The 21,399-nt window shown below is 68.5% G+C and carries 21 protein-coding genes; 11 read left to right on the top strand and 10 right to left on the bottom strand.

The annotated features are described in order from the left end of the window. The first annotated feature begins 44 nt into the window (after nt 1-44). The gene (locus tag AC07Q9_RS07045) at nt 45-797 is read left to right on the top strand and encodes a hypothetical protein (RefSeq protein WP_495308340.1); all 753 of its coding nucleotides are present in this window, start codon (nt 45-47) and stop codon (nt 795-797) included. 44 nt (nt 798-841) lie between these two features. On the opposite strand, the gene ppa is transcribed toward AC07Q9_RS07045, so the two are convergent. Next, the gene (ppa, locus tag AC07Q9_RS07040) at nt 842-1,369 is read right to left on the bottom strand and encodes an inorganic diphosphatase (RefSeq protein WP_007834256.1); all 528 of its coding nucleotides are present in this window, start codon (nt 1,367-1,369) and stop codon (nt 842-844) included. A 254-nt stretch (nt 1,370-1,623) separates the two neighbouring features. Here ppa and AC07Q9_RS07035 point away from each other — a divergent pair, with 254 nt between their 5' ends. The 7 genes from AC07Q9_RS07035 (at nt 1,624) to AC07Q9_RS07005 (ending at nt 10,089) form a co-directional block, all read left to right on the top strand. Continuing rightward, entirely contained in the window at nt 1,624-4,140 is a 2,517-nt protein-coding gene (locus AC07Q9_RS07035) for a sodium-translocating pyrophosphatase (RefSeq protein WP_495308339.1), read from the top strand. A gap of 1 nt (nt 4,141) precedes the next feature. Next, nucleotides 4,142-4,510 carry a nuclear transport factor 2 family protein gene (locus tag AC07Q9_RS07030; protein ID WP_489061493.1) on the top strand — a complete coding sequence of 123 codons (369 nt, stop codon included), beginning with the start codon at nt 4,142-4,144 and terminating at the stop codon, nt 4,508-4,510. A 73-nt stretch (nt 4,511-4,583) separates the two neighbouring features. Then, nucleotides 4,584-5,315 carry a MerR family transcriptional regulator gene (locus tag AC07Q9_RS07025; protein ID WP_070060925.1) on the top strand — a complete coding sequence of 244 codons (732 nt, stop codon included), beginning with the start codon at nt 4,584-4,586 and terminating at the stop codon, nt 5,313-5,315. Between the two features lie 5 nt (nt 5,316-5,320). After that, nucleotides 5,321-6,760 (top strand): TolC family protein, encoded by a 1,440-nt coding sequence (locus AC07Q9_RS07020; protein ID WP_495308336.1) that lies wholly within the window; start codon nt 5,321-5,323, stop codon nt 6,758-6,760. A 2-nt stretch (nt 6,761-6,762) separates the two neighbouring features. Beyond that, nucleotides 6,763-7,749 (top strand): HlyD family secretion protein, encoded by a 987-nt coding sequence (locus tag AC07Q9_RS07015; RefSeq protein ID WP_495308335.1) that lies wholly within the window; start codon nt 6,763-6,765, stop codon nt 7,747-7,749. A gap of 13 nt (nt 7,750-7,762) precedes the next feature. Further along, the gene (locus AC07Q9_RS07010; protein WP_495308333.1) at nt 7,763-8,947 is read left to right on the top strand and encodes an ABC transporter permease; all 1,185 of its coding nucleotides are present in this window, start codon (nt 7,763-7,765) and stop codon (nt 8,945-8,947) included. Next, nucleotides 8,947-10,089 carry an ABC transporter permease gene (locus AC07Q9_RS07005; RefSeq protein ID WP_495308332.1) on the top strand — a complete coding sequence of 381 codons (1,143 nt, stop codon included), beginning with the start codon at nt 8,947-8,949 and terminating at the stop codon, nt 10,087-10,089. The genes AC07Q9_RS07010 and AC07Q9_RS07005 overlap by 1 nt, the downstream gene beginning before the upstream one ends. On the opposite strand, the gene AC07Q9_RS07000 is transcribed toward AC07Q9_RS07005, so the two are convergent. Next, nucleotides 10,086-10,715, bottom strand: coding sequence for a TetR/AcrR family transcriptional regulator (locus tag AC07Q9_RS07000; protein ID WP_489061504.1), 630 nt, complete (start codon nt 10,713-10,715; stop codon nt 10,086-10,088). The genes AC07Q9_RS07005 and AC07Q9_RS07000 overlap by 4 nt on opposite strands. A 120-nt stretch (nt 10,716-10,835) precedes the next feature. Between AC07Q9_RS07000 and AC07Q9_RS06995 the strand changes: the two genes are divergently transcribed. Continuing rightward, nucleotides 10,836-11,672 (top strand): metal-dependent hydrolase, encoded by an 837-nt coding sequence (locus AC07Q9_RS06995; protein ID WP_495308329.1) that lies wholly within the window; start codon nt 10,836-10,838, stop codon nt 11,670-11,672. Nucleotides 11,673-11,677: 5 nt separating this feature from the next. On the opposite strand, the gene AC07Q9_RS06990 is transcribed toward AC07Q9_RS06995, so the two are convergent. The 8 genes from AC07Q9_RS06990 to AC07Q9_RS06955 all read right to left on the bottom strand — a co-directional run bounded on the left by AC07Q9_RS06990 (nt 11,678) and on the right by AC07Q9_RS06955 (nt 19,208). Continuing rightward, nucleotides 11,678-12,247, bottom strand: coding sequence for a hypothetical protein (locus AC07Q9_RS06990; RefSeq protein WP_495300345.1), 570 nt, complete (start codon nt 12,245-12,247; stop codon nt 11,678-11,680). A 250-nt stretch (nt 12,248-12,497) separates the two neighbouring features. After that, on the bottom strand, nt 12,498-12,746 hold the full coding sequence (locus tag AC07Q9_RS06985) for a hypothetical protein (RefSeq protein WP_056580179.1): 249 nt from the start codon (nt 12,744-12,746) through the stop codon (nt 12,498-12,500). Continuing rightward, a complete protein-coding gene (locus tag AC07Q9_RS06980; protein ID WP_159276639.1) occupies nt 12,733-13,101 on the bottom strand; it encodes a hypothetical protein in 369 nt (122 codons plus the stop codon). The genes AC07Q9_RS06985 and AC07Q9_RS06980 overlap by 14 nt, the downstream gene beginning before the upstream one ends. 17 nt (nt 13,102-13,118) lie before the next feature. After that, a complete protein-coding gene (locus AC07Q9_RS06975; protein WP_495308327.1) occupies nt 13,119-14,030 on the bottom strand; it encodes a DUF6999 family protein in 912 nt (303 codons plus the stop codon). Further along, the gene (locus tag AC07Q9_RS06970; protein WP_495308325.1) at nt 14,014-15,933 is read right to left on the bottom strand and encodes an iron-containing redox enzyme family protein; all 1,920 of its coding nucleotides are present in this window, start codon (nt 15,931-15,933) and stop codon (nt 14,014-14,016) included. The genes AC07Q9_RS06975 and AC07Q9_RS06970 overlap by 17 nt, the downstream gene beginning before the upstream one ends. A gap of 4 nt (nt 15,934-15,937) precedes the next feature. Continuing rightward, on the bottom strand, nt 15,938-16,879 hold the full coding sequence (locus tag AC07Q9_RS06965) for a fatty acid desaturase family protein (RefSeq protein WP_495308323.1): 942 nt from the start codon (nt 16,877-16,879) through the stop codon (nt 15,938-15,940). Further along, entirely contained in the window at nt 16,860-17,633 is a 774-nt protein-coding gene (locus AC07Q9_RS06960) for a sterol desaturase family protein (RefSeq protein WP_095950217.1), read from the bottom strand. The genes AC07Q9_RS06965 and AC07Q9_RS06960 overlap by 20 nt, the downstream gene beginning before the upstream one ends. Nucleotides 17,634-17,642: 9 nt before the next feature. Then, nucleotides 17,643-19,208, bottom strand: a complete 1,566-nt coding sequence (locus tag AC07Q9_RS06955; protein ID WP_495308321.1) for a phospholipase D family protein — start codon at nt 19,206-19,208, stop codon at nt 17,643-17,645. 132 nt (nt 19,209-19,340) lie between these two features. On the opposite strand from AC07Q9_RS06955, the gene AC07Q9_RS06950 reads away from it, so the two are divergent. Together AC07Q9_RS06950 and AC07Q9_RS06945 are read left to right on the top strand one after the other, a co-directional pair. Continuing rightward, entirely contained in the window at nt 19,341-19,898 is a 558-nt protein-coding gene (locus tag AC07Q9_RS06950; RefSeq protein WP_492676805.1) for a peroxiredoxin, read from the top strand. Between the two features lie 55 nt (nt 19,899-19,953). Further along, nucleotides 19,954-21,387 carry an aldehyde dehydrogenase family protein gene (locus AC07Q9_RS06945; protein ID WP_495308320.1) on the top strand — a complete coding sequence of 478 codons (1,434 nt, stop codon included), beginning with the start codon at nt 19,954-19,956 and terminating at the stop codon, nt 21,385-21,387. Nucleotides 21,388-21,399 lie beyond the last annotated feature (12 nt).

Below are 21,399 nucleotides of genomic sequence, written 5' to 3'. Positions count from 1 at the left end.
CGCCCGGCACTCAAACAACCACACACAACACACAGGGAGCACCGATGCCATTCGTCGGACTGGGACTGCACATCTTCATCGCGCTGTACTTCGCCGTGCATGCCATGCGCCACGGCAAGCAGATGTACTGGCTCATCATCCTCTTCAGCTTTCCGTTGCTCGGCAGCATCGTGTACTTCGTGGTCGAGTACCTGCCCGCCTCGCGCATGCAGCGCACCGCCGGCAAGGTGGCCAGTGCAGCCATCGGCTTCATCGACCCCGAGCGCGAATACCGCGCCGCCGCCGAGGCCTACGACCTCGCACCCACGGCCCAGAACAAGCTGCGCCTGGCCAAGGCGGCACTCGACCGCGGCCAGGCGGCCGACGCCGTCGGGCACTACCGCGACGCGCTGAAGGGCCCCTTCGCGTCCGACCCCGAGTTGCAGTTCGGCCTGGCCAGCGCCCTGGTCGCCGAAGGCAGCCCAGCCTCGGGCCGCGAGGCGCACTTGGCACTGCAGGCCCTGCGCGCCACGCGCGACGACTACCGCAAGGACGAGGTCGCCGTGCTGAACGCCCGCGCGCTCGCCGCCGAAGGCCGCACGCCGGAAGCGCGCGAAGCCTTCGAGACGGCGCTGAGCAGCTACAACACGGTGGAAACGCGCGCCCGCTACATCGCGTGGCTGGCGCAGCAAGGCGACACCGCCGGTGCGCGCCGTCAATGGGACGAACTGCAGCAGGCTGCGCGCCACTGGAACTCGCATGCGCGAGGCGTCAACCGCGAATGGATGCGGCTGGCCGGGGATGCGGTCCAGGGCTGACGGCCCGGAGCATCCAGGCCGTCTCTTTCAAGCGAAAGAAAAAATTACTTCTTGTACGCGGCGATGCCGTCAAGAACTTCCTTCTTGGCGGCGTCGATGCCTTCCCAGCCCAGCACCTTGACCCACTTGCCGGCTTCCAGGTCCTTGTAGTGCTCGAAGAAGTGGCTGATGGCCTTCAGGCGCATCGGGTTCACGTCGTCGACCGACTTCCAGTGGCTGTAGATCGGCAGCACCTTGTCGGTGGGCACGGCCAGCACCTTGCCGTCGACGCCGGCTTCGTCTTCCATCATCAGGATGCCCAGGGGGCGGCAGGGCACGACCACGCCCGGCAGCAGCGGGTACGGGGCGATCACCAGCACGTCGACCGGGTCGCCGTCGCCCGACAGGGTCTGCGGCACGTAGCCGTAGTTGGCGGGGTAGTACATGGCCGTCGTCATGAAGCGGTCCACGAAGATCGCGCCCGATTCCTTGTCGACTTCGTACTTGATCGGGTCGGCGTTCATCGGGATTTCGATCACGACATTGAAGGCGTCGGGGACGTTCTTGCCGGGGGAGACTTTGTCGAAGGACATGACGTTTTTCGAGTAGTTGAAAAGTATGAGACGGATGGGGACAAACCCGGAGTTTACTTTCCGTGTCACGGGCCGGTCGCACGCGTGTGTGTTTTTGCCTGTAAATTGCAAGCGTTGGCCAATCGGCTCCGCACCTTCGGTGCAGTGAGCTTCGAGGAAGCAACGCGGCGGAGAACATGGTCCCGTACGCGTTGCGCGCAGGGCCCAGGCTGTCCGTCTCCACAAGTCACAACGAACGAATGGAGAAGCAAAGCATGAGCGGCAACACCCCCCTGATTCTTGCCATCGTCTGCGGCCTGGTGGCCGTAGGCTACGGTTTCTGGGCCCGAAGTTGGATTCTCGCCAAGGACCCGGGCAACGCCCGGATGCAGGAAATCGCCGCGGCCATCCAGGCCGGCGCCTCGGCCTACCTCGCCAAGCAGTACACCACCATCGCGGTGGTCGGCGCGGTGCTCGCGGTGCTCATCGCCCTCTTCCTCGACCTGACCACGGCCGTCGGCTTCGTGGTCGGCGCGGTGCTCTCGGGCGCCTGCGGTTTCATCGGCATGAACGTGTCGGTGCGCGCCAACGTGCGCACCGCTCAAGCCGCGACCAAGGGCATCGGCCCGGCGCTCGACGTGGCGTTTCGCGGCGGCGCCATCACCGGCATGCTGGTGGTGGGCCTGGGCCTGCTGGGCGTGACGGGCTTCTACTGGTTCCTGGCGGGCAGCGCGCCCAAGGCGGACCACGGCCTGGCGGCCCTGCTCAACCCGCTGATCGGCTTTGCCTTCGGCTCCTCGCTGATCTCGATCTTCGCGCGCCTGGGCGGCGGCATCTTCACCAAGGGCGCTGACGTCGGTGCCGACCTGGTGGGCAAGGTCGAAGCCGGCATTCCGGAAGACGACCCGCGCAACCCGGCAGTGATCGCCGACAACGTGGGCGACAACGTCGGCGACTGCGCCGGCATGGCGGCCGACCTGTTCGAGACCTACGCGGTGACGCTCATCGCCACCATGGTGCTGGGCGCGCTGATGGTCACGGCAGCGCCGCTGGACGCGGTGCTGTACCCGCTGGCGCTGGGCGGCGTGTCGATCATCGCGTCGATCATCGGCTGCTTCTTCGTGAAGGCCTCACCGGGCATGGTCAACGTGATGCCGGCGCTCTACAAGGGGCTGGCGGTGGCGGGCATCCTGTCGCTGATCGCGTTCTGGTTCGTCACGAGCTGGATCATTCCCGACAACGCCATCTCTGCCAGCGGCAGCCAGCTGAAACTGTTCGGCGCCTGCTTCGTGGGCCTGGCGCTCACGGCCGCGCTGGTGTGGGTCACCGAGTACTACACGGGCACGCAGTACAAGCCCGTGCAGCACATCGCGCAAGCCTCGACCACGGGCCACGGCACCAACATCATCGCGGGCCTGGGCGTGTCGATGCGTTCGACGGCCTGGCCGGTGATCTTCGTGTGCATCGCGATCCTGGCGTCGTATTCACTGGCCGGCCTGTACGGCATTGCAGTCGCTGCCACGTCGATGCTGAGCATGGCCGGCATCGTGGTGGCACTGGACGCCTACGGCCCGATCACCGACAACGCCGGCGGCATCGCCGAGATGAGCGAGCTGCCCGACAGCGTGCGCGCCGTGACCGACCCGCTCGACGCCGTCGGCAACACGACCAAGGCCGTGACCAAGGGCTACGCGATCGGCTCGGCCGGCCTCGCCTCGCTGGTGCTGTTCGCCGACTACACCCACAAGCTGGAAAGCTTCGGGCTGAACATCAGCTTCAACCTGAGCGACCCGATGGTGATCGTGGGCCTGTTCATCGGCGGCCTGATTCCCTACCTGTTCGGTGCGATGGCCATGGAGGCCGTGGGCCGCGCGGCCGGTGCGGTGGTGGAAGAAGTGCGCCGCCAGTTCCGCGAGATCCCCGGGATCATGGAAGGCACCGGCAAGCCCGAGTACGGCAAGGCCGTGGGCATGCTGACCGGCGCGGCCATCAAGGAAATGATGATCCCGTCGCTGCTGCCGGTGGTGGTGCCGATCCTGGTCGGCCTGCTGCTCGGGCCGAAGGCGCTGGGCGGCCTGCTGATGGGCACCATCGTCACCGGCCTGTTCGTCGCCATCTCGATGTGCACGGGCGGCGGTGCGTGGGACAACGCCAAGAAGTACATCGAGGATGGTCACCACGGCGGCAAGGGCTCCGAGGCGCACAAGGCAGCGGTCACCGGCGACACCGTGGGCGACCCCTACAAGGACACGGCCGGCCCGGCAGTGAACCCGCTGATCAAGATCATCAACATCGTGGCGCTGCTGATCGTGCCGCTGGTGGTCAAGTTCCACGCCGGCGATGCGGCAGCGGCCGTGCCGACCAAGGTCGAGACGCCGCCTGCTGCCACCGCTCCCGCCGCGATGGCGCCGGCGGCCACGCCGGCCGCCACCCTCGCCTCGGCGGCCGTCGGGGCCACCGAAGCCGCCGCGGTGAAGGTCGAGAACGGCATCGTGAAGTTCTACTTCGCGAGCGCCAGCGCCGAGGTCGCACCCAATGCCAAGGAGGCGCTGTCCGATGTCATCAAGGCCGTGCAGAGCGGCAGCACCGTGCTGGTGAGCGGCTACCACGACGCCAGCGGCGACGCGGCCAAGAACGCCGAACTGGCCAAGCAGCGCGCCATGGCCGTGCGCGACGCCATCAAGGCGGGGGGCGCACCCGAAGACAAGATCGAACTCGCCAAGCCCGAGCAGTCGCAGGCCGACGGGCCGGCCTCGGAAGCGCGCCGCGTCGAAGTGAAAGTGAAGTCCTGACATGCCCACGCCCGCCCGGCTCGAAGCCTTCATTGCCGCCGTCGAAGGCGGCGCGCATGCCCAGGTCATCGAAGATTTCTACACCGAAGACGCCACGATGCGCGAGAACCAGGCCGAGCCGCGGCGCGGGCGCAACACGCTGGTCGCGCAGGAAAGCGCCGTGCTCGCACGCACCGAGTCGGTGGCATCGACCTGCGTGCGGCCGGTGCTGGTGAATGGCGACCACGTCGGCATCCACTGGATCTTCGAGTTCACGTTCAAGGGCGGCGGGCGCATGCGCATGGAAGAGATCGCCTGGCAGCGCTGGGACGGCGAGCGCATCGCCGAAGAACAGTTCTTCTACGACCCGGCGCAGCGCAAGCCGGGCTGAGGATGCCCCGCCCGGACCGCGCGATCCGGGCTGGCTTTATGCAACATTTTCGATGTAACATTGAAACTGTCACATGAACGCATCCACCGCCACGCCCGATTCCACCGCCCCGCAGGACCTCTCCATCGAGGCCCTGGCGGCGCGCACGGGCGTCACGGTGCGCAACATCCGCGCCTACACCACGGGCGGCCTGCTGCCGCCGCCGCGGCTGCAGGGCCGGCTCGGCCTGTACGGCCCCGACCACGTCCAACGCCTGGCGCTGATCCGCGAACTGCGCGAACAGGGCTTCGGCATCGAGGCGATCCGCCGCATCTTCACGCGCGCGCCGGCTTCCACCTGGCCCGACCTGCTGGCCGTGGCCCGCTCGGTGTCGGGCAGCTTGTTCGCCGAAGAAACGCCCGTGGTGGTGTCGGCCCAGGCGCTGGCCACCAAGTGGCAGGGCCAGATGACGCCCGCCCTGCTCGGCCGCGCCACCCGCGCCGGCCTCATGCGCGAACTGCCCGACGGCCAGGTGCAGGTGCTGAGCCCGGCGCTCGGCCAGGTCGCCGAACAGCTGGCCGCGCTCGGCCTGCCGCTCGAAGCGGTGATCGGCATGCAGGAAACCATGGTCCGCACGCTGCGCACCGTGGCGCGGCGCTGGCTGCGCACGCTGGCCGACAGCCTGCTCTCCGGCGACACCCTCGATGCCGGCCGCGCCGCGCAGCTGCTCGAGAAAGCACGGCCATTGGCCACCGGGGCGGTGCAGGCCGCCTTTCCCGTGATCCTGCAGCAGGAGCTCGACGCCCTGCTGCACAAGACCGCCTGATGCCGATGACACGACCTCGCCTCGCCCTTCTTCCGTCCCTGCTGCTGCTGTTGCCGGCCTTCCTCGGCGGCGCGGCTTTCGCGCAGCAGCAGGCCCGCGGCGACACCACCTCCACGCTGGCGCTGAGCTTCGACGCCGCGCGCCAGCGCATGGTCGAGCGCTCCGACAAGCTGGCCGCGGCGCGCATCGCCGTCGAGGCCAAGGAACTGCAGAGCGAGGGCGTCAAGCGCCTGGGCGGGCCGGTGGTCAGCATCTCGGGGCTGGCCTATGCGTACAACGCGAACCTGAACCTCGACCTCGACCCGCTCAACCAGAAGCTCGGCCAGATCGGCTCGTCGCTGCCGCCGTCGATCCAGAGCTTCGTCTCGCGCGTGCCGATTCCGCAGCTGCCCAACAGCTACACGCTGAACCGCCACGACACCGGCGCCAACGCCTCGGTGTCGGCCGTGTGGCCGCTCTACCTGGGCGGCGCAACCGACGCGGTGCGTGGCTTTGTCTCAGCGCAGGCACGCGAAGCCCAGGCCGACGCCGAACAGGCCGGCCACGAGGTCGACACGCTGCTGGTGCAGCGCTACTTCGGCGCCCAGCTCGCACAGCGCGCCGCCACGCTGCGCCTGCAGGCCGAGCGCACCATCGCCCAGCACGACGCGGCGGCGCAGAAGATGCTCGCGGCCGGCGTCATTTCCCGCGTCGAGCGGCTGCAGGCCAGCGCCGCGTATGAAGAAGCGCGCCGCAACGCCCGCAAGGCCGAGAACGACGCCGCACTGGCCGGCGTGGCCCTGGCGCGCACCGTGCGCGCCGAGGGCAGCGTCACGCCGCAGACGCCGCTGTTTCTCATCAGCGCACCGATCGAACCGCTCGGCCACTTCATCGATGCGGCGCTCACGCGGCATCCGGGCCTGGGCAAGGTCGCGGCCAAGAAGGCGCAGGCCGAGCAGCTGCACGAGGGCGAAGAAGCGCTGCGCCGTCCGCAGGTCATCGCCTTCGGCACGCGCGAGATCAAGAGCGGCAACGCCGACTGGGTGGCCGGCTTGGGCGTGCGCTGGACGCTGTACGACTCGGTCGACCGCAACGCGCTGTCGGCCGCCTCGCACAAGCAGGTCGAACAGGCCGAGCGCACCGACCTGCAGGCGCGCAGCGACATCTCGCTGCTGGTCGAACGCAACTGGCGCGCGCTGGACAACGCGCGCCGCCAGTACCTCGAGATGAAGGTCTCGGTCGAGCTCGCACAGGAGGTGGTCAAGCTGCGCACCGCCGGGCTGCGCGAAGGCACCAGCACCACGCTCGACCTGATCGACGCCGAGACCAACCAGGCCAAGGTGCTGACCGAACGCGCGCAGGCCGCCAACGACTACGTGCAGGCGCTCGCGCAGCTGCTCGAGAGCGCGGGCCTGTCCGAGACTTTTTCCGACTACATCGCGCGCGCCGACGTGAAGGTGAACTGACCATGATGAGTGCCAAGACCCGCCGACTGATCGCCATCGCCGCCGCACTGCTCGTGCTGGTGCTGCTCGCCTGGGGCTTCTGGCGCGCCGCGCAGCCGGCGCCCGAGGTGTTCCAGGGCCAGATGGAAGCGCGCGAGACCGACGTGGCCGGCAAGGTCACGGCCCGCATCGCCGAAGTGGCGGTGAAGGAAGGCGACCGCATCCAGGCCGGCGCCCTGCTGGTGCGCATGGACAGCCCCGAGGTGCGCGCCAAGCTGGCGCAGGCCACCGCCGCCGAACAGGCCGCACAGGCCGTGGCCGACAAGGCACAGAACGGCGCCCGCCCGCAGGAGATCGAAATGGCGCGCATGCAATGGCAGCGCGCCGAGACCGCCGCCCAGCTCGCGCAGACGTCGTTTCGCCGTGTCGACGGCCTGGCGCGCGACGGCCTCGTGGCCGACCAGAAGCGCGACGAGGCCGAGGCCAACTGGAAGGCCTCGCGCGACGCCGCCGTGGCCGCCAAGGCGCAGTACGACATGGCGCGCACCGGCGCCCGCCCCGAGGACAAGGCCGCTGCCAACGCACAGGCGAGACAGGTGGCCGGCGTGGTGGCCGAGGTGGAAGCCGCCAAGGCCGAGACCGAGCTGCGCAGCCCGGTCGGCGGCGAGGTGGCCAAGGTGCTCGCCAAGGTCGGCGAGCTCTCGCCGCAGGGCGTGGCCGTGGTCACGGTGGTCGACCTGAACGACCAGTGGGTGGTGCTCAACGTGCGCGAAGACCGGCTGTCCCGCTTCGCGCTCGACAAGGAATTCGACGCCCGCCTGCCCGCCCTGCCCGAGGACCGGCGCACCGCCCGCTTCAAGGTTTATTACAGCGGCGTGCTGCCCGACTTCGCCACCTGGCGCGCCACGCGCGGCGGCGCCGGCTTCGACGTGCGCACCTTCGAGGTCCGCGCCCGGCCGCTCAAGCCGATCGAAGGCGCACGCCCCGGCATGAGCGTGCTGGTCGACTGAGGCCGAACCCGCCATGAGCCTGCGCGGCTTTTCCACCGCCAGCGCCCGGCGCGAATTCGCGCTGCTGCGCACGCGTCCGTGGGACCTGGCCATGATCTCGTGGGTGCCGCTGCTCGCGGTGTTCCTGATCTGGTGGATCTTCTCGGCCGGCCTGCCCACGCGCCTGCCGATCGGCGTGCTCGACCAGGACCACTCCGCCCTCTCGCGCCAGCTGGTGCGCTTCCTGGACGCCACGCCGGGCCTGCGCGTGGCGCAGCGGTACGCCGACGAAGGCGAGATGCAGCGCGCGCTCACCAGCGGCGCCGTCGACGCCGCGGTGCAGCTGCCGCGCGAACTGAGCCGCGACGTCAAGCAGGGCCGCGTCGGGCAGGTCGTGCTGCTGCACAACGCGCAGCTGGGCACGCATTCGAGCCTGATCCAGCGCGACGTGCGCACCGCCGTCGCCACGGTGTCGGCCGGTGTCGAGCTTGCGGTGCGCAACAAGCGCGGCGAGTCGATGAAGGCCGCGCGCGTCAGCATGGACCCGGTCAAGGCCAGCATGGTGGCGCTGTTCAACACCTCGACCGACTACGAGCAGTTTCTCGGCGTCGCGCTCATTCCGGCGCTGCTGCACATCCTCGCGATGACGGCCGGCGCCTGGGCCGTGGGCCGCGAGCTGCGCGACCGCAGCCTGGGCGGCTGGCTCGGCGCCGCGCCGCGCTGGCCTGAGGCGCTGGCCGCGCTGGCTGGCAAGCTGATGTTGCCGTTCGCGAGCCTGTCGGCGGTGGGCCTGGCCGCCATGCTGTGGATCACGGCGGGCCGCGGCTGGCACCCCGTCGGCTCGGTGGGATGGACGCTGTTCGCGCTGATGGTGTTCCTGGCGCTGTCGATCGCACTCGGCGCCTTCGTGGCCAGCCTCACGCGCTCGCTGCGCACCGCGCTGTCGGCCACCGGCTTCATCACCGCGCCGGCCTTCGCGTTCGGCGGCGTGGGCTTTCCGCTGGTCGCCATGCCGGTGCTCGCGCAGCTGTGGGCCGGCCTGCTGCCGTACACGCACTACATCCGCGTGCAGATGGAGCAGCTGCAGATGGGCGCGCCCCTGGCCTACTCGGCCGCCACGCCGCTGTGGATGGTGGTGGGCACGGCGGTGCTGCTGGCCGTGTCGGCCACGCTGCTGGTGCGTGCGGCCGCGGCGCCCGAGACGTGGGGAGGCCGCTGATGAGCACACGCATCCGGGGCTTCGCCGCCGCCTGGCGCGACACCGCACTCGACGTGCTGCGCGACAAGGGCGTGCTGCTGATCATGCTGCTCGCGCCCATCATCTACGGTTTCTTCTACCCGTGGCCCTACGGCACGCAGGCTGTCACGCGCGTACCGGTGGCGGTGGTCGACCAGGACCACAGCGGGTTGTCGCGGCAGATCGCGCGCTTCGCGATGGCCAGCCCGCGGCTCGACGTGCGCATGGTCACGTCCGACGTGCACGAGGCGCAGCAGGCGCTGTGGCGCGGCGAGATCGAAGGCTACGCGCTGCTGCCGCAGGACCTCAAGCGCAACGTGCTGCGCGGCACGCCGGCGGTGGTGAGCATCGAGGGCAACGGCGCCTATGCGCTGCTGAACAAGGCGGTGCTGTACGGCTTCTCCGAAGCGGTGGGCACGGTGTCGGCCGGTGTCGAGATCCGCAAGCTGCAGGCCGGCGGCCAAAGCGCGGTCCAGGCCGCGCGCAGCCGCAGCCCGCTCAACACGCAACTGGTGGCGCTGTTCAATCCGACCGAGGGCTACGGCAGCTACGTGGTGCCGGCGGTGGCGCTGCTGATCCTGCAGCAGACGCTGCTGATGGGCGCCGCGATGCTCGCCGGCACCTGGGCCGAGGCCGGCCGGCTGCGCGCGGGCATGGGCGCGTGGCTTGGGCGGCTGGGCGCGCTGTCGGGCTTCGGCGTGCTGAGCGGCCTGTTCTATTTCGGCTGGGTGTTCTTCCTGCAGGACTACCCGCGCGGCGGCAATCCGTTCGCCGCGCTGGTGCTGCTGCTGTTCTACGTGCCGGCGATCTGCGTGCTGGGCCTGCTGCTGGGTTGCTGGTTCCGCGACCGCGAGCGTGCGTTGCAGGTGCTGCTCTTCACTGCGCTGCCGATGGCCTTTCTCTCGGGCTTCTCGTGGCCCGTCGAGGCCCTGCCCGCGCCGCTGCAGGCGCTGCGCTGGCTGTTCCCGAGCACGGCGGGCATCCAGGCCTCGCTGCGGCTCAACCAGATGGGGGCGCCGCTGCACGACGTGCTGCCGTACCTCGGGGCGCTGGCGGCGATGGTGGTGGTGGGACTGCTCGTGCTGTGGGCTGCGGCCACGCCACGCCAGAACGAACGCGACTAGCGTCGGCTGTCCGCCGCCACGGCGCGCACCAGCCGCGTGGCGGGCGCCACCAGCTCGCGCAAGTCGCCTACGCGGTCCTGCTCGATGGCCTGCAGCACCAGTTCGTTGATGCCGCCCACCACCGTCATCGCCATCTGGCTGCTCATGTGCGCCACGGGCACCTCACCCGAATCGCTGCTGTTGATCGCCACCTGGATGAAGTTGGCGATCTCGCCGTTCACGCGCCGCCGCGCCGCCAGGCCCGGCAGGCCCAGCCCGAGGATCTCGACGAACAGCGTGCGCAGCAGCACCGGGTCTTGGGCGAGGTAGTCCATGTAGGCGGTCATCGCCTGCTCCACCTGCGTATGCCAGGGCTGGGCCGGGTCGAAGGCCTCGCTCACGGCCTGCAGGCCGAGCCGGCTGGCCGTTTCGTACAGCGCGATCAGGCACTCGGTCTTGGTGCTGAAGTGCTCGTAGAACGTGCGCCGCGACACGGCGGCCTCGCGCACGATGTCGGCGATGGTGGTGTCGGCGTAGCCCTTGGCCGCCACGGCATGCGCCATGCCCTGGAGCAGCCGCGCGTAGTGCTCGCTGGGCGCGCCTTCGGCGGCATCGGGCGTGGCGGTTTTGTCGATGGTGGCAGTCATGTGCGATTCATTTTCCTACGCCTTGGTACTTGACAGTACCAGTTCACAATTGCACCATGGCGGCACGCGGTACGAATCTGTACCAACCATTGTGCCCACGACCTCAGGAACTGCCATCCCATGACCGAACTCGTTGTCCGCCGCCTGCTGATTGATCTGCAACCGCCCTTCTCGCGCGACTGGTGCGGCGGCGATGCGTTTTCGACGGCTTTCTTCAACGCCCTGTCGATGAGCTTCCCCTTCGGCGAGCAGTTCTTCATCGACGCCGTGCGCGACGCCATGGCCACGCTGCCGCCCGAGGTGCAGGAGCGCTACCGCGCCGACGTGCGCGGCTTCATCGGCCAGGAGGCGACGCACCGGCGCATCCATTCGCTGTTCAACGCGCACCTCGAGCAACTGGGCCTGGTCGACCGCTGGACCGCGCGCGCCAGCCAGCGCATGGAACTCATGGACGGCGCCGATCCGCGCCACGCGCTGGCCGTGACGGCCGCCACCGAGCACTTCACGGCGATGTTCGCCGAGTGGCTGCTGGCCCGCCCCGAGATCCTGGACGGCGCCGAGCCCCGGCTGCGCACGATGTGGCTGTGGCACAGCGCGGAAGAGCTGGAGCACAAGAGCGTCGCCTTCGACATCTACAAGGCCGCGGGCGGCTCCGACGAATGGCGTACGCGCTGGTTCCGCCGCGTGACGGTGATGTTCCTCGGCGACCTGATGCGCCAGACGGTCGACAACCTGCGGCATGAAAAGCAACTGTGGAAGTGGGCCACCTGGAAGAGCGCCGCGCGCATCCTGCTGGGCCGCGGCGGCCTGCTGCGGGGCAATCTCGCGGGCTGGCGCCAGTACCTGCGCAGCGACTTCCACCCCGACCAGCAGGACAGCAGCCTCTCGGCGCGCTGGCTGGCCGACAACGGCGCGCAGTTCACGCCCGTGGGCGCGCCTGCGGCAACGTCGGCCTGAGTTCGTCAGTAGATGCTGGCGCGGTGCGGGCTCAGCGCCCCCGCCTGCGTCGGCTGCCCGTCGGCGCGCATCGTGAGGTCGTGCAGCGTGTCGAAATCGGATGGCGCATCGGGCACGCGCATCACCACTTCGAGTTCGTGCATGGATGCCACCCAGCGGCCGGCCGGTGATTCGGCCGGTTCGTCGTTGGCGAACACGCCGTCGCGGATGTAGAGCGTTTCGCCTTCGGGGCGCTCGCCGTGCAGCTCGATCAGGCGTGCGATCGAGAAGTTGTAGGTCACGAGTTTTTCGCGCGTGCGGCGGTCCTTGCCGCCGCAGTTGAACGAGCCCTCGGCCGCGATCACGATGCAGGAGCCGTCCACCCCGCCGTCGATGGCGATCTCGTTGCCCGAGCGCCAGATGGCGTTGGGCAGGCGCACGCGAACCTTGTCGATCACGAGGTCGCGTTGCTTGTTGAGGGCACCCAGCGGCGGCACCAGCGAGCGCAATTGACGCAGGCGCTCGGCAAAGTTGTCGTCCATGAGGAATTCGACATGGTGCGTGGCGCTGCCGGACGAGCGCTTGACGACCTGCATGACAACGTGGCGCGGCTTGTTCACAGCTCAGGCCCTCCACGCAGAGAAAAATCCACGCCCGCTGCGGGGCACCGATCGCCTTCTTGCTGGATTTGAGTGGTCATCGGCTACAAATTAGAACTTTAGATTAAATGCAATTACTTGCATCATTTGTGTCCAACTGTATATCGATTGCGACCGGGAGGGAAGGCAATCGACGACATGCCGATGAGGCCATGTCGCCAACGCGACGCGGTGCCGTGCTAGGCGCTCAGCTCGACGATGCTTCGGCCTCGAGGGCCTCATCGAGGGCCTTGCACGAAGGTGCGCAGACGGTCTGCGACTTGCCCAGCACCTGGCGCGTGCGCAGCTGCGAACGCACGCGGTGCTTGCCGCACATGAAGCAGGACATCGTGGCCCCGCTGAACGACGCCGAGGCGCGGAACGGCGAACCCGGCGCCTTCGATTTGTAGCGCAGCCCGTCCGCCACCACTGCCGTTTTCACTTCACCCTTGGCCATGCATCTTGTCCTTGTTCGATTCGTCACCGCGCATGGCGCGGGCAATGGCTTCCTTGGCTGCGCCTTCGGCGGCCAGGGAAACGTCCAGCGCCGAGCGGCAAAGGCCGGCGTGCTGGTAATTCATATTTTCGTAGACCTCGGAGGCGGCCGGATAGGCGTCGAGCAACTGGCCCAGTTCGGCACCGGGCTCGACGTCTTCGAATTCATGCACCAGATGCTCGACCACCGAGCGGTACTGCTCGGCGCCAACCGGCACGGCGCTGTGCTCAAGCCTCTCCAGCAGTTGAGCCAGCACGTGGGTCACCGCCAGATCGGTCTTGGGGGACGGATTTCGGGTCGTGTTCATGGTTTGCATGTGGGGACAGCATACCCCTATGCAAGGGGCGGGTCGCGCGGAAGTGTCTCTGCCGTCATGGCTTCCTGCGCCGCGCGCATGCGCTGGAGCAGGCTGTGAAGCATTTCGGTCGACAGGCCATGGATCACCAGCCGGTGCCCGGCCCGCAAGGTCGACAGCGGCACCAGCGGATGCTTGTTGTTGACCAGGATCAGGTGCTCCGGCGCGTTCAGGATCGTCGCCGCGTAGATGCCGATGGTTTCGTCCAGTTGCAAGGAGTTGGCGGCGCGCCAGAAATCGTTGTCGGTGAGCATCAGCTGGTACAGCGGCGTGAACAGCTCGATGGCGCTCTGCAGGTCGAGAAAATTCAGCTTGCCCTGGGGCATGTCTTCCAGCCGCAGCGCCGGCGGCTGGATCATCGAGAAATCGACCTGCTCGGCCTTGCACAGCGCCAACCCCTTGTCGCGCAACGCCGTGTTCAGCCGGATCACGAAGTTGAACAGGTTCAGGTCGTGCTTCAGGAACATCTCGTCCTTCAGCGCGTCGATGTCGGCCGGCTCCAGCGGCGACGTGCCCACGGGCGCGGGCGAGTTGCGACCGATGAAGGCCAGCACCTGCGAGCCCAGGTGAAAGTGCCGCAGGATCAGCCAGTTGGCCTCGGGCGACACGAAGCGCTTGAGCCCCCACGCCAGAAAGCGGTGCAGCAGCATCGAGTGCGACCAGTTGCGCGGCACGAACACCTTCACGATCTGGATCAGGATGATCGTCAGCCGCGCGATCGGCCGCAGGAACGGCAGCAGGTACTGGCGCGAGGCCGAGCTCGAATCGGCCAGCCACGCGGCCTTCACGTCGTCGGGCAGCGGCGTGCTCTGGTCGAGATACAGCGCCAGCCACGGGCTGGGGTCGCGCTCGTCGTGGGCCTGCTTCAGGAAATCAGGTGTTCGATCCATGGGGCATTCGTTCGGTGATGTGCTGGAACTGCATCAGGTACAGCGCCGCCGTATGGCGCGCGGTGTCGGCAATCTGGCGGGCGGCGCGGGCCTGCCCTTCCACGGCCATCACCATCTCGACCGCGGCGAGCCAGCGGTTCAGGTGGTGCTCGTCGTTGTGCCCGTGGTACTCGAGAAAACGGAAGGCGTCGGGCGGCAGCTTCAGGCTGGCCTTGAGCAGCGGCAGCAGCGCCGGCACGATGCGCTGGCCCGTGCCTTCGATGATGTAGATCGCACCCAGGAGGCCGATCGGGTCGCGCGTGGCGGCCAGGCCGTGCAGGTAGGCGTTGAGCGCCTCGCCGCCGGGGTTGCGGCGCAGTTCGTCGATCGATTCGACCGTGCCGCCGGCCTTGCGGTAGTCGCTGAAGAGGATGTTGAAGTCGTTCTGCTCCTCGCCCGCGTGCACATCGATCAGCGACGACAGCATGCGGTACGGCTCGCTCAGCGAGGCGGCGCCTTCGCGCATCCACAGGCTGCCTTCGCGCACCTGCGGCACCCACTGCTCCATCCAGTTCAGGTAGTCGGGCACGGCAAAACGGCGCTCGCGGATCTGGCGGATCAGCGGCGTGCGCCACACGCGCGAGCGGTAGTCGTGCCAGATGGCGGCCAGCTCGGTCAGCAAGGCGCCCAAGCCTTCGGGCGCGGCGGCCGGGTCGTGCGGGGGTGCGATGACGAGGTCGTCGTCGGGCGCTACCGCCGCCGCGCGGGGCGCGATCACGACAGGCGCCGCATCGACCGCCTCGACCTCGAGCAGCATGTACGCCGCCATGAAGCGCCCCGACTCCGGCACGTAGCAGAAGATCTGCTCGCCCGGCTTCAGTGTCTTGGTGTGCAGGAATTCGGCCAGCATCACGAGGATCGATGCCGCGCCGGTGTTGCCGCGCCAGGCCAGGTTGCTCCACCAGCGCTCGCGCGGAATCGCCAGGTCGGCCTTGGCCATCAGGTCTTCGACCACCGGGATGAATTTTTCCGACGAGTAATGGCACAGGAAATGGTCGACCCGCTTCGGATCGACCCAGCCGTCGCGCACCAGGCCCGCGTACTCGTGGATGCCGATGTCGAACAGGTGCGGCAAGAGCCGGATGTCCTGGCGCAGCGACAGCGCGCCGGCCGCCTCGGCCTCGGCCCACGAGCCGAAATCGAGATGCCCGCGCGCGCGATCCTCAGTGAGGCCGAGCTGCATGCAGACCGGGTAATCGCCCGAAAAGGCGCGCTGGTGCACCCACTTCAGCTTCAGACGCAGCCCCGGCTTGCCGGCCAGCGCGGGCGTGCCGTCGGACAGCAGCAGCGCGCCCGCGCCATCGGACAGCATCCAGCGCAGGAAGTGCGAGTCGAAATCGGTCTCGTAGCCACGCGCGGCGAAGCGCGAGCGCTTGAACAGGCGCGACGGCATTTCGCTCGCCACCGCCAGCGCCGAGCGGTGTGCGCCCAGCTCGATGCCCTGCGCCGCCGTCTGGATCGCCGACACGCCGGCCGCGCAGATGCCGTGCACCGAATGCGTTTCCATCGGCTGCGCTGCCAGCTCGCCCTGGATCATGTTGGCGAAGCCGGGCATCAACGTGTCGCCGCCCGAGGAGCCGCTGGCCAGCAGCGACACGCGCGACAGCTCGGCCCCGCCGCGCTGCAGGCAGTCGCGGATCGCACCGGCCGCCAGCTGCGCGTTGGTGTGGCGCGTCACGCCTTCTTCGTCGATCGCGTAGTGCCGCGTGAGGATGCCGTTCTCAGCCAGGATGCGGCGCTTGATGCGCTCCGACATGCGGTTGAGCGGCGCGATGTACGCGTCCATGAGGTCGTTGGGAACAGGCTCGCCGGGCATGAAGTAGCCGGCGCTTTCGAGGTACACGCGTTGGAATGAAACGGGCATGGGTTCAGGAGATGGGTGAATCGGGAGGCATCAGCGAGCGGCTGCGAAAACGCGGCCACACGGTCCCCAGCACGAAGACGCGCACCATGTACGGCACCAGCCCGCCCTCGTTGAGCGCGGGTGCCACCTGCGCGCGGTAGCGCGTGTGATGCAGGTGCGTGAGCTCGGACCAATGGGCATGCGGGTTCTCGTGGTGTGCGGTGTGCAGGCCGATGTTGAACAGCAAGGGGTTCACCAGCCCCTCGAAATTGCGCGCGTAGTTCAACTGGCTACCGCGGGTATCGCCGGATGCCTCCTTGCGCGGCGTCTTGCGGCCGTCGGCGTGCGCGTGCTGCAGGTAGTTGGTGGCCAGCAGCCAGTGCAGGCCGTGCAGTTGCGGCACGATCACGAAGAGCAATGCCTTGCGCCAGTCGATCGCCAGCAGCACGCTCCAGCTGACCAGCCACAGCGCGTACTGCGCCATGCAGTAGCGCCAGGCACCGCGGTGATGCTGGTGCAGCCGCGCGAGCCAGCCGAAGAACAGCGGCATCAGTACCCACGCGGCCTGGAACGGATGCAGCAGGTAGCCCCACAGGTGGTTGGTGTCGCCGCCGAAGCGGTAGGTGCGCGCCACGTCCTTCGGCCCGTGGCGGTGGCGATGGTGGTTGGCCACGTGCGCAGGCCAGAAGACGAAGGTCGGATGGCCCTGCAGCAGCGTGATCCAGAAGTCGGTGAGCCGGTTCATGCGCCGCCCGCGCCACATGCGCAGGTGCACGTGGTTGTGGTGGATCACGCCGATGCCGAGCGTGAGGAACAGCATCAGCGCATACAGCACCACCTGGAAGCCGTGCACCCACTGCCACGCCGCCAGCGCAGGCAAGGCGACGAGGTACGCCAGGCTTTGCCAGTCGCGCCAGTGGCGCAGCCGCGGCAGCCGATGGCGCGCGTCAGGCCGTCGTGGCGCCATGCTTCTTTCGAAACGCCTGGAACAGCGGCTCGGCCGCGTCGGCCGCGATGCGCGTGCGGAACAGCCGGTCCATGAAGGTGAACTGGAAGCCGTAGTTGCCGTTGTGCACGGCATGGTGCAGGTGGTGCCGGCGGCTCGCGGCGAACCAGTGGCTGTACGACACGCCGGGCACGAAGTCGTAGTTCGAATGCCCGACGCAGTTGAAGAACAGGCTGAACACCGGCACCGACGCCAGCGACCAGAAGCTGAAGTCGTGCAGCACCATCGGCAGCAGGATCACGTTGCCGAGCATCAGCGCCTCGATCGGGTGAAAGCTGTAGGTGGCCCACGGCGTGGTCACGAACGAGCGGTGGTGCGGGCCGTGGAAGCGGCGCAGCCAGCGCGTGTGCAGCAGCCGGTGGTTGAGCCAGAAATGCACGTCGTTCCACACCGCGAGCACGAGGATCTCGATGCCGATGCGGCGCCATCCCGCGTCAGGCTCGAGCCGCGCCCAGCCCAGCTGCAGCAGCCCCCACGGAAACACCATGCCCAACCCGAAGATCAGCACCGAGATGCCCGACTGCGTGAGTTCGCGCCGCAGTTGGCCGGGCTGCAGCGGTCGCGGGTCGAGCGCGCGCCCGATGCCCAACGCCGGCAGCACGCGCTTCGTGAGCAGCCAGGTGAGCGCGCCGAAACCCAGGTAGATGCCGCCGAAGAACAGCAGGCCCCACAGCATGACCTGCGGAGCCGAAAGAGAAGTGAAGGTCTGCGCCATCCCCCGAGGCTACAACAGCATCTCGGGCACCAGCGGAGAGATCAGGGTGTTGTACAGACGCTGGAAGAAACCCGACTCGGGTTCCGAGGTGAGGATCATCTCTTTCTCGCCGTCGTTCGTGAGCCATTCGAGCGTGCCGCCCTCCTTCGACAGCCGCAGCCGGTACGAGTTCTGCAGCTTGCTCACATGGATGATGCGCAGCATCTCGCGCGCGAGTTGCGGGTTGTCGACCACCACGCCCATCTCGGTGTTCTGGCTGGCCGAACGCGGGTCGAGGTTCATCGAGCCGATGAAGATGCGCGTCTTGTCGATGGCGGCGGTCTTGGCGTGCAGCCGGCCCAACGAGTTGCCGAAGCTGCCGAAGCGCATGCTCGCGGTGGTGCGCTGCGGGCTCAGCTCGTACAGGTCGGCGCCGCCTTTCAGCAGGCGCTCGCGGTAGCGCGCGTAGCCGGTGTGCACCAGCGGCTCGTCGTTGGCGGCCAGCGAATTGGTCAGCAGCGTGAGCTTGACCTTGCGTTTGGCCAGGTCCTCGAAGGCCGCCATGCCGCGCTCGCCCGGCACGAGGTAGGGCGAGGTCAGGTCGACCTCGGTCTTGGCGTCGAGCAGCAGCGCCCAGACCTTCATCGTCACGCTGGTGGCGATGGCATCTTCGGCCGTCAGCGTCGTGGGCTTGGAGGGCGGGTCGGCGATGGCGCGGGCCTCGCCCCACAGCAAGCCCATGCGGCCGCCGTCGAGCTCCTCGGCGATGGGGCCGTAGCCGAGGATGTCCGAGGGCGGCAGCACGACCTTCGGCGGCGGGCCCGACATGCCGATCTCGGCATCGAAGGTGGCGGCGCCGGCCTCTTTGCGCACGATCTCGGCAATGGGCCAGATCTGGTCGCTGTTCCAGTAGGCGTCGAAGATGCTCTCGAGCTGCGGCACCACCTTGCCGACCACCAGCGCATCCATGTCGATGAAGTTCTGCGCTTCGCTCAGCACGAAGTACTCGTCGGCGATGTTGCGCCCGCCCACCACCGCCATCGCGCCGTCAGCAATGAAGAGCTTGTTGTGCATGCGGTGGTTGAGCCGGTGGATGTCAAAGATCGACACCACGAAGCGCGACAGGAACCCGTCGCGCGCGCAGCAGAACGGATTGAACAGGCGCACCGACACATTCGGCGTTTCGGACAGCGCCAGCAACAGCTGCTGGCTCTTCACCGTGTACAGGTCGTCCACCAGCACCCGCACCTTCACGCCGCGCGCGGCCGCCTCGCGCAGCGTGCGCAGCAGCAGCCGACCGGTGGCGTCGTTCTCGAGCTGGTAGTACTGCACCACCAGCGAGTGCTCGGCGCGCTGCGCGAGCTGGATGCGCGCGTCGAGCGAGTACACACCCAGCGGCATCAGCCGGAAGCCCGAATGCTCGCCGGGTGGCGTGGAGGCCGCGGCGATCTTCGCGAGCGCGGTGCCCGGGTCGGCCACAGCGGCGTGCTCGGCCGGTCGTTCGCGCGCCGGCGGCAGCGAGCCGCACGCGCCGAGCAATGCCAGCAGCACGCCGGCCAGCGCCGTGCGCAAGAAAGACCGGGCCCAGGCATTCATGATCGGATTCCTCTTGTCGTTGTGGTTGCCATTGCCCTGATGTACGCCGCCACGCCCGCCGCGGTTTCAGCGAGGACCCATTTCGCAAGGCACCGTCCTAGAATTCGGTTCACTTCGCTTCGGAGTTACATCATGGCCCGATCGCTCCTTTTGCGCACCGCTTTGTGGGCCGCGGCCCTCGCCGCCGGGGTACCCACTGCCCACGCCGCACTCGACATCGGCGATCCCGCGCCCAAGTTCACCGCCACGGCCGCGCTCGGCGGCAAGACCTTCCGCTACTCGCTGGCCGAGGCGCTGGCCAAGGGGCCGGTGGTGCTGTACTTCTTTCCGGCGGCCGATTCCAACGACTGCTCCATCGAGGCCCACGCCTTCGCCGAGGCGGTCGACCAGTTCGCCGCACTCGGGGCCACGGTGATCGGCGTCTCAGCCGACGACATCGACACGCTGTCCAAGTTCTCGGTCAAGTCGTGCCAGAGCCGCTTTCCGGTGGCCTCCGACCAGGGCAAGACCGTGATCCAGGGCTTCGACGCGCTGATGCAGACCCGGCCCGACTTCGCCAACCGCCTGTCGTACGTGATCGCGACCGACGGCAAGGTCGCCTACTACTACCAGAACCTCAACCCCGACAAGCACGTCGAGCGCATGCTGAACGCCGTGCGCGCGCTGCCCAAAGCCACCGCGGCGAAGTAAGGCGGGCCGGCCGGGGCGCCACGCGCGGGGCGGGCTTCGCGCAAAATCTCGCCCCATGCAGCTCAACTACATCGCCAACGCGGACGTTCCCTCCGCCTCCGGCCGCACCCTCCCCGTCATCGACCCGTCGGACGGCCAGCCTTTCGACGAGATCCAGCGCAGCAACGCAGCCGACATCGACGCCGCCGTGCGCGCCGCGCGCGACTGCTTCGAGGGCGTGTGGCACAAGGTCAGCGCCGCCGACCGCGGCCGCCTGCTCTTCAAGCTCTCGCAGAAGATCGCCGAGCACGTCGACGAGCTCGCGCTCATCGAGCAGCGCGACTGCGGCAAGCCCGTGAAGCAGGCCCGTGCCGACGCCGTGGCGCTGGTGCGCTACTTCGAGTTCTATGCCGGTGCCTGCGACAAGCTGCACGGCGAGACCATTCCCTACCAGGACGGCTACAGCGTCTTCACCTGGCGCGAGCCGCACGGCGTCACGGGCCACATCATTCCGTGGAACTACCCGATGCAGATCTTCGGGCGCAGCGTGGGCGGCGCCCTGGCGGCCGGCAACGTGTGCGTGGTGAAGCCGGCCGAGGACGCCTGCCTGTCGCTGATCCGCGTGGCGCAGCTGGCGGCCGAGGTGGGCTTCCCGGCCGGCGCGCTCAACATCGTGACGGGCTACGGCCATGAAGTGGGCGACGCGCTCGCGCGCCACGAAGGCATCGACCACATCAGCTTCACGGGCAGCCCGAAGATCGGCACGCTGATCCAGCAGGTGGCGGCCGAACGGCACTGCCCTGTCACGCTCGAACTGGGCGGCAAGAGCCCGCAGATCGTGTTCGCCGACGCCGACCTGGACGCGGTGATCCCCGTGGTGATCAACGCCATCGTGCAGAACGCCGGCCAGACCTGCTCGGCGGGCTCGCGCGTGCTGATCCAGCGCGACATCTACGAGCCCCTGCTCGAGCGCCTGGGCCACGCCTTCGAAGCCCTGCGCGTGGGCCCCGCGGCGATGGACCTCGACGTCGGCCCGCTGATCCGCCAGACGCAGCAGCAGCGCGTGTGGGACTTTTTGAGCGACGCGCAACACGCCGGCATCCCGATGGTGGCGCAGGGCGTGGTGGTCGAGGAAGCGCCCGAGACCGGCTTCTACCAGGCCCCGACCCTGCTGCGCGACGTGCCCGTGGGCCATCGCCTGGCGCAGGAAGAAGTGTTCGGCCCCGTGCTCGCCGCGATGCGGTTCGCCGACGAGGACGAAGCCGTGGCCCTCGCCAACGCCACCCAGTTCGGCCTCGTGGCCGGCGTCTGGACGGCCGACGGCGCGCGCCAGTTCCGCATGGCCCGGCGCGTGAAGAGCGGCCAGGTGTTCATCAACAACTACGGCGCGGGCGGCGGCGTCGAGCTGCCGTTCGGCGGCGTGAAGTCGTCGGGCTACGGGCGCGAGAAGGGTTTCGAGGCGCTGTACGGCTTCACGACGCTGAAGACCGTCGCGGTCAAGCACGGCTGAGGCTGACGACGC

The organism is Variovorax sp. GW821-FHT09A10 (assembly GCF_059418385.1).
Note: the sequence above shows the minus strand (reverse complement) of the source record. Positions and strands in the feature narration are given on the sequence as shown.